This is a genomic window from Nocardia sp. NPDC004711 (genome assembly GCF_053601595.1).
Genome location: NZ_JBSGCB010000012.1, coordinates 16,700 through 32,683 on the forward strand (window position 1 = coordinate 16,700; position 15,984 = coordinate 32,683).

The window sequence follows — 15,984 nt, forward strand, 5'->3', positions numbered from 1 at the left end:
CCCAGGGTCGCGCCGCCGGCGCTGATGCCACTCCCGGACAGATGAACGCGCCGGGAGTGGTGGAACAGCAACGACTTACGCAGCGCTGCGAAGAAGACGTCGATTTCTGTTGTGGCACTCAGCTTTTGACGACCTCCCCGAGGCCATCCGCCAGCGAGTCCGTTTCACCAGCACCGAAGGGGACACTCCAGCGGAGTACCCCCTCGAAACCACCTCTGATCAGGCGAGTTTCAGGCTGCGGCCGATGATCTCCTTCATGATCTCGGTGGTGCCGCCGTAGATGGTCTGGACGCGGGCGTCCATGTACGCCTTGGCAATCGGGTACTCGCGCATGTACCCGTAGCCGCCGTGCAGCTGCAGGCACTTGGTGATGAGGTCGACCTGCTCCTCGCTCGACCACCACTTGGCCATGGCGGCCTCCTCGACGGTCAGCTTCCGGTCGTTGAGCAGCTCGATGCAGCGGTCCACGAACACGCGCACGGCGGTGGTCTTCGTGGCCAGCTCGGCGAGCACGAAGCGGGTGTTCTGCTGGGCGCCGATGGGCTTGCCGAACGCCTTGCGGTCGCGCACGTACTGGCAGGTCAGGTCCAGGCAGGCCTCCATGGCGGCGGCGGCCATGACCGCGATGGACAGGCGCTCCTGCGGCAGGTTCTGCATCAGGTGGACGAAGCCCTGCCCCTCGGTGCCCAGCAGGTTCTTGCCGGGGACGCGAACGTCGGTGAAGGACAGCTCGGCGGTGTCCTGCGCCTTGAGCCCGATCTTGTCCAGATTGCGGCCGCGCTCGAAGCCGGGCATGCCGCGCTCGACCACGAGCAGCGAGAAGCCCATCGCGCCCTTCGACGGGTCGGTCTGGGCGACCACGATCACGATGTCGGCATTGATGCCGTTGGTGATGAAGGTCTTGGCGCCGTTGAGGATCCAGTCGTCGCCGTCCTTGACCGCGCGGGTCTTGATGCCCTGCAGGTCCGAGCCGGTGCCGGGCTCGGTCATGGCGATGGCGGTGATGATCTCACCGGAGCAGAAGCCCGGCAGCCAGCGCCGCTTCTGCTCCTCGTTGGCCAGCTCCAGCAGGTAGGGCGCGATCACGTCGTTGTGCAGACCGAAACCCAGGCCGGAGTAGAAGCCCTTGGTGACCTCCTCGGTCACGATGGCGTTGTAGCGGAAGTCCAGCACGCCCCCGCCGCCGTACTCCTCCGGCACGGCCATGCCGAGGAACCCCTGCTTGCCGGCCTCCAGCCAGACCGAGCGATCGACGATGCCGTCGTGCTCCCACTGCTCGTGCTGGGAAGCCACATGCTGATCGAGAAACTTACGGAACGACTCCCGGAACAGCTCGTGTTCGGGTTCGAAAAGAGTGCGCTCCACGCCAACCTCCTACAGTGACCACATCGGCACCATCGCCTGTGCTCATTACCGTACTCGAAAGTCGAACGGAGGTTAACTTCACGGGAGAAGAAAGTGGTCCGAACTGCGACAGTCGCCATTGACGCCGCGGAACGGGGCTGCTGAACCCCGGTAAACCTACCGGGAAATCAGGGTGATGCTCAGAGGCCGAAGCGGCCCAGGGTGCGGCCCAGCAGGCTGCGACCGCGGTCCCGGTCGCGCTCGGCCAGCAGGAAGTCCAGTTCGCCTTCCAGGGCCTTCTTCACCACGGTCTGCAACTCGGTGGCGGCGGCCTCGAGATCCTCGGCGTCACGCCAGGGGCTGGTGTCGATCGGGGTGCCGAGGGCGTAGTAGAAGCGCTCGGGCTTGGGCACCAGTGTCGGACCGAGGCCGCGAATCAGCGGCGGCGTCAGATTCGAGCGCAGGCCCAGGCCCTCGACGGCCTTGCGCAGCGGCAGCATGACCGGGTGATCGCCGTCGAAGACGATGTCGTAGATGTCGTCGCCGCCGATCATGGCGATCGGGACGATGGGCGCGCCGGTCGCGATGGCCATCTTGGCGAAGCCGGTGCGGCCCTCCCACAGCAGCTGGTACTTCTGCCCCTTGCCGCGCATGGCCTCGCGGCCGCCGCCCGGGAACACCGCCACGGCCTCGCCCTGCTCCAGCAGCGTGGTGCAGTTGTGGCGGTTGCCGCGCACGATTCCCCAGCGGTGCAACACATCTCGCAGCCCCGGCAGATCGATGAGCACATTCTCGGCGAGCCCCCGCACCAGCCGATCGTGCTGCACCAGAATCTCGTGCGCGAGCAGCGGGGCGTCGGTGCCGCCCGCCAGGCTGTGATTGCCGACGAGCAGCACCGGGCCCTGCTCCGGGAAGTTCTCCATCCCGTAGAAGCGCGGGCTGAACCAGGCCCGCGAGGGGGCGACGAGCAGATCGATGATGCGGCGATCGGCATCGGTGAGATCGACGTGCAGTGGCGCGCCGTCGGTCAGCCCCCTGGGCGATTCGGTGTCGGACCATTGATCGTCATGACGAGACAAGACAAACCCTCCCTGCAAGAACCTTCGATAACGGCATCGTAACGAAAGTTCGCGCAGGTCACCGAATCAGGGTTAGAACAGGTTCGAGCGTCCGAATGAGACAAACTCGGCTTCGAGTTCCAATTTGCCGGAATCGGTGAAGAGGTTGTACTCCGGTTTGCCGCGACCGGCCCAGCGATAGATCGGCTCGGCAGTGTGCCAACGCTGTTCCTGGAGTTCGCGTTTGAGCACCTTGTTGGAGCCGGTGACGGGCAGATTTCCCGACACCCGCAGCAGCCGGGGCGCGCCCTTGCTGCCGAGATCGTCCTGGGCGCTGAGGAATTCGGCGAACTCGGCGGCATCGAATGCGGCCGGGTCGGCCACCTCGATGGCGGCCATCACCTGGTCGCCCGAGCGGGCGTCGGGAACGCCGTAAACCGCGGCGGCAATGACCGCCGGATGTCGTCGGATCACCTGTTCGATCAGCAGCGTCGAGGTGTTCTCGCCGTCGACGCGAAGCCAGTCGCCTTTGCGTCCGGCGAAATAGAGGAATCCGTCCGCGTCGATATATCCGAGATCGCCGGTCCAATACCAACCGTTCCGCAAACGTTCGGCATCCGCGACATCGTTTTTGTAATAGCCCTCGAAGACGAGCGCACCCGCTTTGTCGATCATCTCGCCGACCGATTCGTCCGGATTCAATACACGACCGTATTCATCCAATTCCGCTCGCGCGCAATCGGCGAGGGTCTCCGGATTCACCACCGCCACCCCCGGATGGGCCGGCCGGCCCAGCGCCGCGGCCGGAGCGGCCGGGTCGATGGCGGCCAGGGCCGGGCCCTCGCTGGAGCCGTAGCCCTCGAAGAGCTCGGCCCCGAAGCGGCGCCGGAACTCGGCCTGGTCGGCCACCGACGCCTCGGTGCCGAAACCACGGTCCAGGGTGTTGTCGGCGTCCTGCGGACTCGCCGGGGTGGCCAGCAGGTAGCCGAGCGCCTTGCCCACATAGGTGAAGAAGGTCGCGCCGAAATACCGCACGTCCGAGAGGAATCCGGAGGCCGAGAACTTCGGGGTGAGGCAGACGGTCGCACCGTTGGCCAGGGCCGGAGCCCACAGCGCCATGATGGCGTTGCCGTGGAACAGCGGCATGCAGCAGTAGTCGACATCCTCGCGCACGTGACCGAACTTGTCGGTGGCCGCGTACCCGATCACCGCCAGGCGGCGCTGCGTGCACTTGACCGCCTTGGAGGTGCCGGTGGTGCCGGAGGTGAACAGCAACAGCAGCAAGGCTTCCGGGCCCGCGTGGGCGGCGGGCTCGACCCGGTGCGCGTCGAGCCGCTCGGCGTAGGCCGGATCGTCGACCAGCAGGAACCGCTCGGGTTCCAGGCCGAGATCCAGCCCGCGCAGGCGGGCCATCCCGGCCGCGTCGGTCACGATCAGCTGGCAATCGACATAGCGAATATCGGCCTCCAGCTGGGCGTTTCCGCGCGTCGGATTGATGCCAACCAGGGTCGCGCCCGCCAGCGCGGCAGCGCCCAGCCAGAAGACGAAGTCGGGCACGTTGTCCAGCAGCACCCCGATGTGGAAGGGCCCGTCGCGCCGCAGTTCCCGGGCCAGTTCGGCGCGCGCCGCCGACTCCCGCACCACCGCGTCCCAGGTCCAATCCCGGTCGCGGGTCCGCACTCCGAGCCGCTCGTCGCCGAGGCGGTCGAGCAGCATGGTCGCGATGTCCGCGCGACGCCGGGGTTGCTCCGGCGACACCGCCGGAGTCTCCGCCGTCACGGCCGGGGCTGCCACTGACAGGTCCGTCATGTCCGATTCGCCTTCCATATGCCGAGTCTCGCCGCTGTCAGACGGCCGGGTGCACGAGTTCGACGTATTCCCTGGGCAGCTCGTCGAAGGACAGCTTGCGGATCTCCACCGGGCCCGAGTGGTAGGAGTCCTCGCCGACGATCAGGCCGTTGGCGTCGACCGGCCACAGCAGCAGCTGGCGGAAGGTGATCAGGTAGTCGGCGGCGGGATCGTCGACGGGGATGCCGATCTGGGCGGCGTAGGCGCCCGGATAGATCTGCTTGAGGAAGCCCTCGGTGACCACGCAGTCGTCGTCCACCAGCAGGCGGTCCAGCTCGAACTCCAGGATGTTGGACTTGCTCTCGACGAAGGCCGAGTAGTAGGCGTGCACGGTGTCCCACCCCTTCGGTCCGACATCCTGGCCCGCGTTCCAGAAGTGGTAGTCCGGTTCCGCGACCAGGGTGCGCATCAGACCGTCCAGGTCGGGGGCGGCCTCGGCCTTCATGTGCTCGATGACGATGCCGAGCACCTGGCGGTGGCGCTCGTTGGTGGTGACGGCCAGCCGCTGCTCGAGCAGCGCCCAGGTCTTGGCCGGATCGACAATCGCCATGGTGTGAATCTCCTTCTCCCGCACCGGTTGTGCCCACCGATCGTCACCGAACGACGTGACCCGGATCACCCGCCGCCCGTCGCGGGTATCACCGCCTTCACCCGACACCTGTCGGATCGGGCGGCATGCGGCCCGCCAACTGCGCGGAGGACAACGTCATGCGCCGGACCGTCAGCACCAGGGTGGCGGTGAACCGGTCCAGCGCCTCGTCCACATCCCAGCCCATCACCGCCTCGACCTGCGCTATCCGCGCGGCCACCGTGCTGTGGTGCAGGTGCAGTTCGGTCGCGGTCCGCCGCAGGGTGCCGAAGACGCAGAACGCCTCGAGGGTGTCGACGGCCAGCGCTCCCGCCTCGGTGGCGGCGAACTCGTTGATCCGCATGACATCCGCCGTCCCCAGCAGCCGCTGCACCGGCAGATCCGCCAGCAGCTCCAGCGCCCCCAGCCGCTCGAACGCGATCACCCGCCGTCCGTGCCAGGTCGACGACGCGAATCGCATCGCGCGGCGCGCCTGCTCCCACGAGGTGGCCGCCGCGAAGGCCGGCAACCGCTCCCCCACCCCGATCCACGGCCCGCCGGTGCCCGCCTGCGATGCCGGGAACGACTGCGCGACAGCAGCATTCAAGACGTCCGACAGCCCACGGTCGACCATCGACGGACGCCCGGGCCCGGTCATGACCGGCACCGCCGAGCTCCCGGCCGCCGGCACCGAGCGGTCCGAGGCGGCAGCCGGGCGACGTGTGGGCTCCCCGGCACCACCGGGCGGCGCGAAATCCTGGACCAGCACCGCGGTCGTCGCCCCGATCACGGCCTGCCGCAGGATCGGCACGTGCTCGCCGATGATCCGCACCGCGGCCGCGGCGCCCGGCCCGGCCACCGCCAGCACCCGCGTCGCCCGCGCCGGATCCAGCCCGAGCAACCGCATGGCCCGCACGCGATCCTCACGCCGTTCCTTCTCCGACAGCACCACTTCCAGCAAAGCCGGATCATCCATCCGCAGCGGATTGGCCGCCTGCCGCACCGACACCACGCGTAGACAATGCCGCAGCCGATCCAGCACCACGCCGTCCAGCGGATGCGCCGCGGCCGCAGGTTGCCCGTGCGGACCCGAGGGCTCAGTGATCATGTTGTCCCGCTGCCGATTTCGTGGTCCGGCCGCCGTCGCACCGTTGCGTCGCGGCCGGTCGGATTTCCGTGCGGCGGCCGCGGCCGGCGCCACCTGCCGCTCCAGCCAGACGGCGGGGTCGGTCCCGACCGCGTCGGCGGGCGTGCCCGTGGCGGGCAGCAGGCGGCCCGCGGCGTCATAGCGGATCACGGTCCCGGACGGCCAGCTCGCCCCGACCGGGCATTCGGCCAGCAGCGCGGCGGCTCGCACGACCGTGTCGGCATTGGCGGCGGACTCGTCGAAATCGTCGAAGTGCGCGATGACGCGCAATACCGCGGTCGAATCAGCACCGAGCTCGGACAGTCGCAGCGGGTTCGGGGTCGGCGCAGGCTCCATCCCGCTGCTCCCTCCACTCTGATGGGATATCCCTCAGATTCGCAACCGCTCGGCCGAATTCATCACGAATCGGTCGAACCGTCCAACTGAGTGGGACGCGACAACGCCGAGGGGTCAGGCGCGAAGGAACAGTCTGAGCGATTCGTCGACCACCGCATCGCGGGTGCGGTGGTCCGGATCGGCCTCGGGGCGCAGCCAGATGGAGGCGTGGTTGAGGATGCCGTGCAGGCAGTGCAGGGCCACCGAGGGGTCGGGGCAGTCGAAGGCGCCGGAATCGATTCCGCGGTCGATGACCTCGCGGAAGAGGCGGTCGTGGCGGCGGCGCATGGTCTTGATGGCCTCGGAGTGCTCGCTCGGCCAGGGGGCGGGGAACGAGAAGAGCTTGCCGACCTCGGGATACAGCACCGTCAGCACATGCAGCTGGGCCGCGATCAGGACCCGCAGCTGTTCGGCGGGCGGCGCGTCGGCGGCGGTGTCCAGGGCCGCGCGGAGGCTGGTCAGGACGTCGGCGGTGAGCTTCTCCAGCGCCGCGGACACCAGCGCGTCCTTGCTCGGAAAGTAGTGGTAGAGCGTGGCTTTGGCGATGTCGGTGCGCTCGGCGACGTCCTCGAACCGCATGCCCTGATAGCCACTGCTGGACAGGATCTGCAGCGCGGTCGCGATCATCTCCGCCTTGCGGCGGTCACGCCGGCGTGCCGCGCGCCCGGCGGGGGCGGCGTCCTCGTCCACGGTCGAAGTCATCGCTCGATCATAGGCGGCGCTCGGGTCGGTTGTTCCGACCATAAAGATGGTTTACCGACTAGCCAGATCAAAACTCGACCCGTAGGTTGGGAAATGTGACGGAGACCAGCGCACCCGAGTCCAGCTACTTCCGGCGAGTCGGCGAACACCGATTCGTCCCCACCCGCCATGCGGGCGGCGCGTGGGCCGACGACGAACAGCACTTCAGCCCGGTCGGTGGCCTGATCGTGCACGAGATCCTGCGCGCCCGCGCCGATCGCCCGGGTCTGCTGTTGAGCCGCATCAGCTTCGACATCCTCGGCCGGATCGGGTTCGAGGAGTTCGAGATTCGCGTCGAGACCGTCCGGCCCGGCCGCACCATCGAACTTGTGCAGGCCACGGTGACCATCGGCGGCCGCAGCGTGGTGAGCGCCCGGGCCTGGTTCCTGGGCGTCCAGGACACCGACAGCGTCGCGGGCGGCGAACCGGATCGGCTGCCCGCGCCCGATGAGCTGGAGTCCTGGGAACTCGGTTCGCTCTGGTCGGGCGGCTACATCGCCTCGATCGACACCCGGCCGGTCGGTATCCCGCAGCCCGGCCGCACCACGGCCTGGATCACCACCTCCCTGGACCTGGTCGCGGGCGAGCAGTCCGAGGCTCTCGCCTCCTACATCGCACTGGTCGACACCGCCAACGGCATCGCGGTCCGGCAGGAGCCCACCAAGTGGATGTTCCCGAACGTGGACCTGACCATCCACCTCTACCGGCAGCCGGAGGGCGAGTGGACCGGCCTCGATACGACGGTCACCTTCGGCCACACCGGGCAAGGGCTGACCAGCACCGTTCTCCACGACGTCCGCGGCGCGGTCGGTTACGCCCAGCAGATCCTGACCGTGCGCCCGCAGCCCTGACCGATCGGGCCCTATAGTCGATGGGCATGACCTTCCACAGCGACAGCGGCACAGTGCCGTCGATCGTCCTGAACGACGGAAACGTGATTCCGGCACTCGGTTTCGGAGTGTTCCAGGTCGCCGGCGCGGAGACGTTCGACACCGTCACCGCGGCGCTCCAAACCGGTTACCGCAGCATCGATACCGCCGCGATCTACGGCAACGAGGTCGAGGTGGGCCGCGCCATCCACGAGTACGGGCTGCCGCGCGAACAGGTCTACCTCACCACCAAACTGTGGAACTCCGAACAGGGCTACGACTCCACTCTGCGCGCCTTCGACGCCAGCATGGCGCGGCTCGGAATGGACTATCTGGACCTGTATCTCATTCACTGGCCGGTGGCGCAGGCCGGTCGGTTCGTCGATACGTTCCGGGCCTTCCAGACCCTGAAGTCCGAGGGCCGGATCCGGTCGATCGGCGTCTCGAACTTCAACCGCGATCACCTCGAGCGCGTTATCGACGAGACCGGCGAAACCCCGGCGGTGAACCAGATCGAACTGCACCCGCACCTGGCGCAGACCGAGCTGCGGGCCTTCCACGCCGAGCACCGCATCGTGACCGAGGCCTGGAGTCCGCTCGGCCGGGGCGCGGATCTGAAGGATCCGGCCATCGTCGGGATCGCGGAGGAAACCGGCCGGACCCCGGCGCAGGTGATCATCCGCTGGCATCTGCAGCTCGGCAATGTGGTGATCCCGAAATCGGTGACCCCGTCCCGCATCCGGGAGAACTTCGATGTCTTCTCCTTCGAGCTGACGCCCGGCCAGCTGGCCCGCATCGACGGCGTCGACCGGGGCACTCGGATCGGCCCCGACCCGGCCACCCTCACCGCCGGCCTGGACGTCTGAGCCCGTCGGCTATCGAGCGGCCTTGTGCTGGTGGGCGATTCGATAGCGGCCGGGGGTGGTGCCGACGAAGGCCGTGAAAGCGGTGATGAAGCCGCTGGGATTCGACCACCCGCACGCGTGCGCGACCTGCGTCGTGTCATGGCCGTCGGCGAGGAGGACGAGGGCGTGATAGACCCGGACCTGGGTGCGCCACTCGTAGAAGGTCATGCCGAGTTCGTTGCGGAACAGCCGGCTCAGGGTGCGGGAGCCGGCTCCGGCCGCCCGGCCGAGATCCGCCAATGAGCTGTTGTCCCCGGGATTTTCGTACAGCATCCGCGCAAGGGCCTGCAACCGATCATCGCGGGGCTCCGGCAGTTGCAGTGGCTGCTCGCGCGCTTCGCGCAGTTCGTCGACGAGGACACGTTGCAGGCGGGCGCGCGCGGCGCGGTCGTGCTCGCGGGTGCCGGTGAGCGCGAGCACGATTTCGCGGGCCAGGTCGGAGGCCAGGAACACGGCGGGATGGTCCGGTATCAGCCCGGCGAGCGCGGGCGGCAGGAAGACGATCCGCATGTCGGTGTGGCCGTGCGCGCGGTGGTAGTGCGTGAATCCCGCTGGCGTCCAGGCGATTCGATTGGCCGGGACGATCGAGGTGCCGCGTTCGGTGTGCACCGACAGCACGCCGCGCGCCGCGTACACCAGGTGCCCACGCGAATGGGAATCGGCCGAACTCGCCGCGCCCGACGACCAGAGGTGGGCTCCGCCGGACGGCCACAGCCGCGACTCGAGAGGTTGGCGGCTATCGGGCATAGCTTGGCATTCTATCGGTAGCCCGCCAGCCTGCCGGTCGTCGACAGTGGATGCATGAACACGATGACGCGAGTGAATACGACTATGCGAGCGGCGATCTGCGGCCGGGCCGGCGACCCCGAGGTTCTGGACATCCGCGAGCTGCCGATCCCCGAGGTCCGGGAGGGCTGGAGCTTGGTGCAGGTGAAGGGCGCGGGCCTCAACCGGTCGGAGCTGCGGACCCGCCAGGGACACTCCCCCAGCGTGCGCTTCCCGCGGGTACTCGGCATCGAATGCGTCGGAATCATCGCCGCCTCCACCGATCCCGCGCTTCCGGAGGGCACGACCGTCGCCGCGGTCATGGGCGAGATGGGCCGCGATTTCGACGGCGGCTACGCCGAGTACGCCCTCCTGCCGAACTCCCTCCTGATGCCGGTCACCACCACCCTGCCGTGGGAGATCCTGGCCGCCCTCCCCGAGTCCTACCTGACCGCCCAGGGTTCGCTCGACGCGCTGGGAATCGAGCCGGACGCCAAGGGCCGGTTGCTGATTCGCGGCGGCACCTCCTCGGTGGGCATGGCCGCCGCGTCGATCGCCGTCGGCCACGGCCTCGAGACCGCGACAACGACGCGGCAGCCCAGCAGGATCGACGCCCTGCGCGCGACCGGCGTCGACCATGTGCTCATCGACGAGGGCGAATCACTGGCCGCGAGCGTGCACGCCATCTGGCCCGGCGGCCCGGACTACGTCCTGGACCTGGTCGGCGCCCGCACCGCGGTGGACTCGCTCCACCTGATCCGGCGCGGCGGCACGGTCTGTGTGTCGGGCTCGCTCAGCGGATGGCTCATCTCCGATTTCGAACCGATCGCGATGATCCCCTCCGGCACCAGACTCACGGCCTTCCACAGCAAGAACCGCGAGGGCGGCGCGGGAACGCCTGTGCTGCAACGGATCATCCACGACATCGAATCAGGCGCCTACCACCCCACCATCGACCGCATCTTCCGCCTGGACGAGATCGCCGCCGCCCATCGATACATGGAAAACAACCAGGCCACCGGCAAAGTCGTGATGCTGCCCTGAGCCGCCGCGCACCGATGTTCAGGCAGGCTGCCAGCGCTCGATCCGATTCCCCTCCCGGATCGGTCACCCAGCCGCACGTCCACACCATTCAGTCGCCGCTGGGGCAAGATGCCTGGCATGAAGGTGATCCTCTTCGGAGCGACCGGCATGATCGGGCACGGGGTTCTCAACGAGTGCCTGCGCGACGCTCGGGTCGAGCAGGTCCTCGCCGTCGGGCGCAGCTCGCTCGGTGTCGAGAACCCCAAGCTGCGCGAGCTGGTCCAGCCCGACCCGTCCGATCTCTCCGCGATCGCCGGCGAGCTGCCGGAGTTCGACGCCTGCTTCTTCTGCCTCGGTGTTTCCTCCGTCGGCATGAAAGAGGAGGACTACCGCCGGATCACCTATGACCTGACCCTGAAGGTCGGTCGCACGCTGGCGGCCGCGAACCCGAAGCTGACATTCGTCTACGTCTCCGGCCAGGGCACCGACAGCAGCGAGAAGGGCCGCTCGATGTGGGCGCGAGTGAAGGGAAAGACCGAGAACGACCTGCTCGCACTTCCCTTCCAGGCGTACATGTTCCGCCCCGGATTCGTCCAGCCCGTGGACGGCGTGATCTCCAAGACCCCGCTGTATCGCGCCGCGTACGCGGTCACAGGCCCACTGATCCCGCTGCTGAAGCGGCTGGCCCCGAACGCGTTCAACGACAATCGCGAAATCGGTCGCGCCATGATCACCATCGCAGCCTCCGGAGCGGACAGCCACGTCCTCACGCCCCGGCAGATCTCTGCGCACGCCAGGTCGTAACGGAGAGCGTCAGCCCTGACCAGTTGCCTCGCGAGGCCACGACTTCGGCGGTCGACGACGCCCTCGATCCGACCGCCGCCATGTCAGCGGCGGCGGTCGGATCGGCTGTTGCACTCCGTGGTCACGATGCGCCATTCGTCGTGCGTGCCGACCGCGCTGCCGACGGGCGGTAGGCCCGAGGGCCCGGTCGGCAGCGCCACACACGACCGGTCGTCAGCGGAAGCCGCCGTAGGGCACCGTGATGATCTCCAGTCCGTGGCCGTCGGGGTCGTTCCAATAGAGTCCGCGCCCACCGTCATGGGTGTTGATCTCGCCCTCGAGGGTGTGGTGGGGGTCGGCCCACCAGATGAGGCCGCGGTCCTTGATACGGGCGTGAATGGCGTCGAACTCTGGCTCGGAGACCAGGAAGGCGTAGTGCTGGGGGTGCGGGGTGCCGCCGCTGTCGGCGAAGTCGAGGGAGACGTCGTTGTCGAGGACGACCATGAGGAACGGTCCGGCGACGACGGGGGCGGGGAGGCCGAGGATGTCGGCGTAGAAGTGGGATGACACCTGCTTGTCCGAGCAGCGGACGATGGTGTGGTTGAGGTGAACACTCACAGTCCTTCTCCTGATCGTGTTGTGCCGGGCGCCGCCACCGCCGCCTCCGCCGGGCGGGAGCCTTGCGCATCTCCGGCATGGTCAACCCGATGGCGGCCACACAGCAATTCTGGCAGGTCCGCGTCCGCTCCCGACGCCTCCGAATCCCCGACCACCGCGCCGGCGGCCCGCGACGACATCGCCTGGGTCGCGGTGACCACCGCCTGTCGACGCTGATCCGCACCCGAACCAAGAAGCGGCCGAGTACGGAACGCGGACCGTTCGACACGGGTAATCAGCGAAAGTGGATGCTTGTCGAGTCGCGCTGGGCAGCGCGGTGGACGGGTGTTCGTCTCCGACAACGCGGCGGCGAGGAGCGTCTGATGTGCGTCTGCACGTACTCCGCGCATGAAGTTCCCGAAATCCATGCGAGAGACCGTCAATTCAGTCATTTCTTAGCGTCGCTATCAGGGAAATGTCCGCCGCGGACACCGCCGAGACGGACTTTCATCGCATTTCGTGAAATGTCAGCGAGGGACTCACTCCGGCAACACGTTTGGATGTCTACTTATCACAGAGCGTCAGCAAATCAGATTCGACCGCAGGTTCATTCGCAATCCGAAGAAACAGTGGGAGTCGTAATGCCTTGGGATGCTTGGGTTTTGTCGCTGATGACCGTTTTGGGCGGAATATTGCTCGCCGCTTGCCTCGTCGAAGACATCAGGAGTTCCGCTACTCGCCGCGCACGGGCGGGGCGGCACCGTGCGGAGCGGCGACAGGCGAGGAGCTGAGCCCCGGCGATGACGCCGGACACGCCACAGCCGGAGGTAGTCGGGTACCTCCGGCCGGGCGGGTCAGGAGGGTTGCGAGCCGTTGGGCGAGCCGCCCGCGTGGGCGAACTCGGTCAACTGGCCGGCGAGAGCATCCGGGACGCGGGCGTGGACCCGGGTGCCGGACTCCTCGTGTTCGGAGCTGAGGATCTTGCCGTCGGCGTGGATGCGGGCGAGCAGGTCGCCGCGGGTGTACGGCAGCAGGACGCTGACCTCGACATCCAGGCCGCCGAGGATCTGGCCCAGGAGGTCACGGAGCTGGTCGAGACCCTCGCCGGTGCGGGCCGAGACGAAGGCCGCGTCCGGCAGCCAGCCGCGCAGCTGGGTCAGCTCCAGCGGATCGAGCGCGTCGATCTTGTTGACCACCAGGAACTCCGGCGGCGCGGGCAGCTTGGACTCGCGCAGCACGTCGGTGATGACCTCGCGGACCGCCTTGATCTGCTGATCCGGCAGCGGATCGGAGCCGTCGACCACGTGCAGCAGCAGGTCGGCGCCCGTCACCTCTTCCAGGGTGGACCGGAACGCCTCGACCAGCTGGGTGGGCAGGTGGCGCACGAAACCGACGGTGTCGGTGAACACCACTTCGCGGCCGTCCTCCAGGGCGGCGCGGCGGGTGGTCGGATCCAGGGTGGCGAACAGTGCGTCCTGCACCAGGATTCCGGCATCGGTCAGCGCGTTCATCAGCGACGACTTGCCCGCGTTGGTGTAGCCGACAATGGCCACCTGCGGGATGCCGCTCTCCGAACGCTTGGCGCGCTTGGTGTCGCGGGCGGTCTTCATCTCGCGAATCTCGCGGCGCAGCTTGGCCATTCGCTCACGAATGCGGCGACGGTCGGTCTCGATCTTGGTCTCACCGGGACCACGCAGACCCACACCGCCATTGCTGCCGGCGCGACCACCGGCCTGCCGGGACATGGACTCACCCCAGCCGCGCAGCCGCGGCAGCATGTACTCCATCTGCGCGAGCGAGACCTGTGCCTTGCCTTCGCGCGAGGTGGCGTGCTGGGCGAAGATGTCCAGGATCAGCGCGGTGCGGTCGATGACCTTCACCTTCACGACCTTCTCCAGCGCGGTCAGCTGCGCGGGGGTCAGTTCACCGTCGCAGATGACGGTGTCGGCGCCGGACTCGAGAACGATGGCGCGTAGCTCCTCGGCCTTGCCGGAGCCGATATAGGTGGATTTGTCAGGGCGGTCACGACGCTGGATCATCGCGTCGAGCACCTCCGAACCGGCGGTCTCGGCCAGCGCGGCCAGCTCGGCCATGCTCGCCTCGGCCTGCATGGCCGTACCCTCGGTCCAGACGCCGACCAGCACCACGCGCTCCAGGCGCAGCTGCCGGTACTCGACCTCGGTGACGTCGGTGAGTTCGGTGGACAGACCCGCGACACGGCGCAGGGCGCTCCGGTCCTCGAGCTGCAGTTCACCTACCGTCGGCGCGGCCGACCAGCCGTTGCGGCCGGTCTCGGGGGCGTCGTTGATCTCCTCGTCGAGGTCTTCGGCGGGAGTGAACTCATACGTTTCTGGCTTACTCATACACCTCCATGTTCCCACGTCCCAACGAACGACCGCATTCGGTTATTTCGCGGCGAAGCGTTCCCCGGCTCGCGAGATGACATCGTCGAGGACTTCGCGGGAGCGCAGCAGGTCGGCGATGGTGCGGTCGATGCGATCGCGTTCGGCGACCAACTCGTCGACGAGCTCGGGCGTGGCTCGCTCGTTGGCGCCCCCGTCGGTGTCGCGCATACAGGGCAGGATCTCGAAGATCTTCTTGCTGTTGAGGCCGGCGGCGAAGAGTTCCTGGATATGGATGACGCGGTCGACGGCGAGGTCCGGATAGTCGCGCTGGCCGCCGGGGGTGCGGGCGGCGACGAGCAGGCCCTGCTCCTCGTAGTAGCGCAGCGATCGTTCGCTCACGCCGGTGCGTCTGGCCAGCTCACCGATTCGCATGCGGCACTCCGGATTCCGAGGCTTGCACCTCACATCAATGTCAGGTTCTACCTTACGGGCATGACGAACACGGACCTCTTCAGCACCGGCCGGATCGGTCACCTGGAACTCCCGAACCGGCTGGTCATGGCCCCTATGACCCGCAATCGCGCCACAGCCGACGGGACCCCCACCGAGCTCATGGCGACCTACTACACGCAGCGCGCGGGAGCGGGACTGATCATCGCCGAGGCGGCCACCCCGAACCCGGCCGGGCTGACCTACCCGAACATCCCGGCCCTCTACACCGATTCGCACCTCGCCGGCTGGCGGCGCGTCACCGACTCGGTGCGGGCCGCGGGCGGGCGGATGTTCCTGCAACTCCAGCACGGCGGGCGGGTCGGGCACCCGGACAACAGCGGACTGACCCCGGTCGCACCCTCGCCGATCCCACTGCCGGAGACCATCCACACACCGTCCGGCCGGCAGGAGGCGGTGACTCCGCACGAGCTCACCGAGGACGAAATCCAGGACACCATCGCCGATTTCGCGACGGCCGCCCGCAAGGCGGTGGCCGCCGGATTCGAGGGCGTCGAGATCCACAGCGCCAACGGCTATCTGCTGCACCAGTTCCTGTCGGGCAATACCAATCACCGCACCGACGCGTACGGCGGCTCGATCGAGAACCGGATCCGGTTCACCCTCGAGGTGGTGGACGCGGTGATCGCGGCCATCGGCGCGGAGCGGGTCGGGGTGCGGATCGCACCCGGCGTCACCGTCAACGGCATCGCCGAAACCGATACCGGCGAGCTGTACCCGGCACTGGTCGCGGCGCTCGCGCAGCGCCATCCGGCCTACCTGCACGTGGTGTTCGCAGACCCGGAAAGCACGCTCCTCCAGCAGATTCGGAGCCTGTGGCCGACCACGCTGATCGCCAATCCGAACCTCGGCTGGGGCGTCCCGCTGCCCGCCGACGGCGGCGCCGCCGCGGCCCGTGCGCTGCTCGCCGCGGGCGCGGACCTGGTGTCACTGGGCCGGTCGTTCCTGGCCAACCCGGATCTGGTGGACCGCCTGCGGATCGGTGCGCCGCTGAACCCGGTGCGCGACGCACACCTGATGTATGTCGGCGGCGCAGAGGGCTACACCGACTACCCGGCACTCGAATCCGCCGCCGACGCGGCGCTCAGCAGCACCGCGGCGTGATC

At 68.1% G+C, this 15,984-nt stretch carries 15 protein-coding genes; 5 read left to right on the forward strand and 10 right to left on the reverse strand.

What is annotated here, in order from left to right:
- Positions 1-219 precede the first annotated feature (219 nt).
- From ACWEKS_RS13730 to ACWEKS_RS13755, 6 genes are all read right to left on the reverse strand, one after another.
- Positions 220-1,365 carry an acyl-CoA dehydrogenase family protein gene (locus ACWEKS_RS13730; protein WP_354839688.1) on the reverse strand — a complete coding sequence of 382 codons (1,146 nt, stop codon included), beginning with the start codon at positions 1,363-1,365 and terminating at the stop codon, positions 220-222.
- A 179-nt stretch (positions 1,366-1,544) separates the two neighbouring features.
- Entirely contained in the window at positions 1,545-2,423 is an 879-nt protein-coding gene (locus ACWEKS_RS13735) for a lysophospholipid acyltransferase family protein (RefSeq protein WP_452340379.1), read from the reverse strand.
- Positions 2,424-2,495: 72 nt separating this feature from the next.
- Positions 2,496-4,118 (reverse strand): AMP-binding protein, encoded by a 1,623-nt coding sequence (locus ACWEKS_RS13740; RefSeq protein ID WP_452340536.1) that lies wholly within the window; start codon positions 4,116-4,118, stop codon positions 2,496-2,498.
- A 130-nt stretch (positions 4,119-4,248) separates the two neighbouring features.
- Positions 4,249-4,800, reverse strand: a complete 552-nt coding sequence (locus ACWEKS_RS13745; RefSeq protein ID WP_452340537.1) for a nuclear transport factor 2 family protein — start codon at positions 4,798-4,800, stop codon at positions 4,249-4,251.
- A 97-nt stretch (positions 4,801-4,897) separates the two neighbouring features.
- On the reverse strand, positions 4,898-6,301 hold the full coding sequence (locus tag ACWEKS_RS13750) for a PucR family transcriptional regulator (protein ID WP_452340380.1): 1,404 nt from the start codon (positions 6,299-6,301) through the stop codon (positions 4,898-4,900).
- Between the two features lie 114 nt (positions 6,302-6,415).
- Positions 6,416-7,042: a TetR/AcrR family transcriptional regulator gene (locus ACWEKS_RS13755; RefSeq protein WP_452340381.1), complete on the reverse strand. Its 627-nt coding sequence runs from the start codon at positions 7,040-7,042 to the stop codon at positions 6,416-6,418.
- 95 nt (positions 7,043-7,137) lie between these two features.
- Here ACWEKS_RS13755 and ACWEKS_RS13760 point away from each other — a divergent pair, with 95 nt between their 5' ends.
- Both ACWEKS_RS13760 and ACWEKS_RS13765 read left to right on the forward strand, forming a co-directional pair.
- The gene (locus ACWEKS_RS13760) at positions 7,138-7,932 is read left to right on the forward strand and encodes a thioesterase family protein (protein ID WP_452340382.1); all 795 of its coding nucleotides are present in this window, start codon (positions 7,138-7,140) and stop codon (positions 7,930-7,932) included.
- A 26-nt stretch (positions 7,933-7,958) separates the two neighbouring features.
- On the forward strand, positions 7,959-8,816 hold the full coding sequence (locus tag ACWEKS_RS13765) for an aldo/keto reductase (protein WP_452340383.1): 858 nt from the start codon (positions 7,959-7,961) through the stop codon (positions 8,814-8,816).
- Between the two features lie 9 nt (positions 8,817-8,825).
- Here the strand turns inward: ACWEKS_RS13765 and ACWEKS_RS13770 are convergent, their stop codons facing one another.
- Positions 8,826-9,602 carry a helix-turn-helix domain-containing protein gene (locus ACWEKS_RS13770; protein WP_452340384.1) on the reverse strand — a complete coding sequence of 259 codons (777 nt, stop codon included), beginning with the start codon at positions 9,600-9,602 and terminating at the stop codon, positions 8,826-8,828.
- Positions 9,603-9,656: 54 nt separating this feature from the next.
- Here ACWEKS_RS13770 and ACWEKS_RS13775 point away from each other — a divergent pair, with 54 nt between their 5' ends.
- Both ACWEKS_RS13775 and ACWEKS_RS13780 read left to right on the forward strand, forming a co-directional pair.
- Entirely contained in the window at positions 9,657-10,664 is a 1,008-nt protein-coding gene (locus ACWEKS_RS13775) for a zinc-binding dehydrogenase (RefSeq protein ID WP_452340385.1), read from the forward strand.
- Between the two features lie 117 nt (positions 10,665-10,781).
- Entirely contained in the window at positions 10,782-11,447 is a 666-nt protein-coding gene (locus ACWEKS_RS13780) for an epimerase (protein WP_452340386.1), read from the forward strand.
- Positions 11,448-11,660: 213 nt separating this feature from the next.
- Here the strand turns inward: ACWEKS_RS13780 and ACWEKS_RS13785 are convergent, their stop codons facing one another.
- The 3 genes from ACWEKS_RS13785 to ACWEKS_RS13795 form a co-directional block, all read right to left on the reverse strand.
- Positions 11,661-12,044: a VOC family protein gene (locus ACWEKS_RS13785; protein ID WP_452340387.1), complete on the reverse strand. Its 384-nt coding sequence runs from the start codon at positions 12,042-12,044 to the stop codon at positions 11,661-11,663.
- Between the two features lie 833 nt (positions 12,045-12,877).
- A complete protein-coding gene (gene hflX / locus ACWEKS_RS13790; protein ID WP_452340388.1) occupies positions 12,878-14,386 on the reverse strand; it encodes a GTPase HflX in 1,509 nt (502 codons plus the stop codon).
- Between the two features lie 42 nt (positions 14,387-14,428).
- Positions 14,429-14,800: a MerR family transcriptional regulator gene (locus ACWEKS_RS13795; protein WP_379383957.1), complete on the reverse strand. Its 372-nt coding sequence runs from the start codon at positions 14,798-14,800 to the stop codon at positions 14,429-14,431.
- Between the two features lie 60 nt (positions 14,801-14,860).
- Between ACWEKS_RS13795 and ACWEKS_RS13800 the strand changes: the two genes are divergently transcribed.
- Positions 14,861-15,982 (forward strand): alkene reductase, encoded by a 1,122-nt coding sequence (locus tag ACWEKS_RS13800; RefSeq protein ID WP_452340389.1) that lies wholly within the window; start codon positions 14,861-14,863, stop codon positions 15,980-15,982.
- Positions 15,983-15,984: the final 2 nt, after the last annotated feature.

Excerpts from the sequence above, each read along its gene's own strand:
- ACWEKS_RS13740 (WP_452340536.1), bottom strand. The coding sequence starts at position 4,118 with ATGCTGCTCGACCGCCTCGGCGACGAGCGGCTCGGAGTGCGGACCCGC.
- ACWEKS_RS13745 (WP_452340537.1), bottom strand. The coding sequence starts at position 4,800 with ATGGCGATTGTCGATCCGGCCAAGACCTGGGCGCTGCTCGAGCAGCGG.
- ACWEKS_RS13750 (WP_452340380.1), bottom strand. The coding sequence starts at position 6,301 with ATGGAGCCTGCGCCGACCCCGAACCCGCTGCGACTGTCCGAGCTCGGT.
- ACWEKS_RS13755 (WP_452340381.1), bottom strand. The coding sequence starts at position 7,042 with ATGACTTCGACCGTGGACGAGGACGCCGCCCCCGCCGGGCGCGCGGCA.
- ACWEKS_RS13765 (WP_452340383.1), top strand. The coding sequence starts at position 7,959 with ATGACCTTCCACAGCGACAGCGGCACAGTGCCGTCGATCGTCCTGAAC.
- ACWEKS_RS13770 (WP_452340384.1), bottom strand. The coding sequence starts at position 9,602 with ATGCCCGATAGCCGCCAACCTCTCGAGTCGCGGCTGTGGCCGTCCGGC.
- ACWEKS_RS13775 (WP_452340385.1), top strand. The coding sequence starts at position 9,657 with ATGAACACGATGACGCGAGTGAATACGACTATGCGAGCGGCGATCTGC.
- ACWEKS_RS13780 (WP_452340386.1), top strand. The coding sequence starts at position 10,782 with ATGAAGGTGATCCTCTTCGGAGCGACCGGCATGATCGGGCACGGGGTT.
- hflX (WP_452340388.1), bottom strand. The coding sequence starts at position 14,386 with ATGAGTAAGCCAGAAACGTATGAGTTCACTCCCGCCGAAGACCTCGAC.
- ACWEKS_RS13795 (WP_379383957.1), bottom strand. The coding sequence starts at position 14,800 with ATGCGAATCGGTGAGCTGGCCAGACGCACCGGCGTGAGCGAACGATCG.
- ACWEKS_RS13800 (WP_452340389.1), top strand. The coding sequence starts at position 14,861 with ATGACGAACACGGACCTCTTCAGCACCGGCCGGATCGGTCACCTGGAA.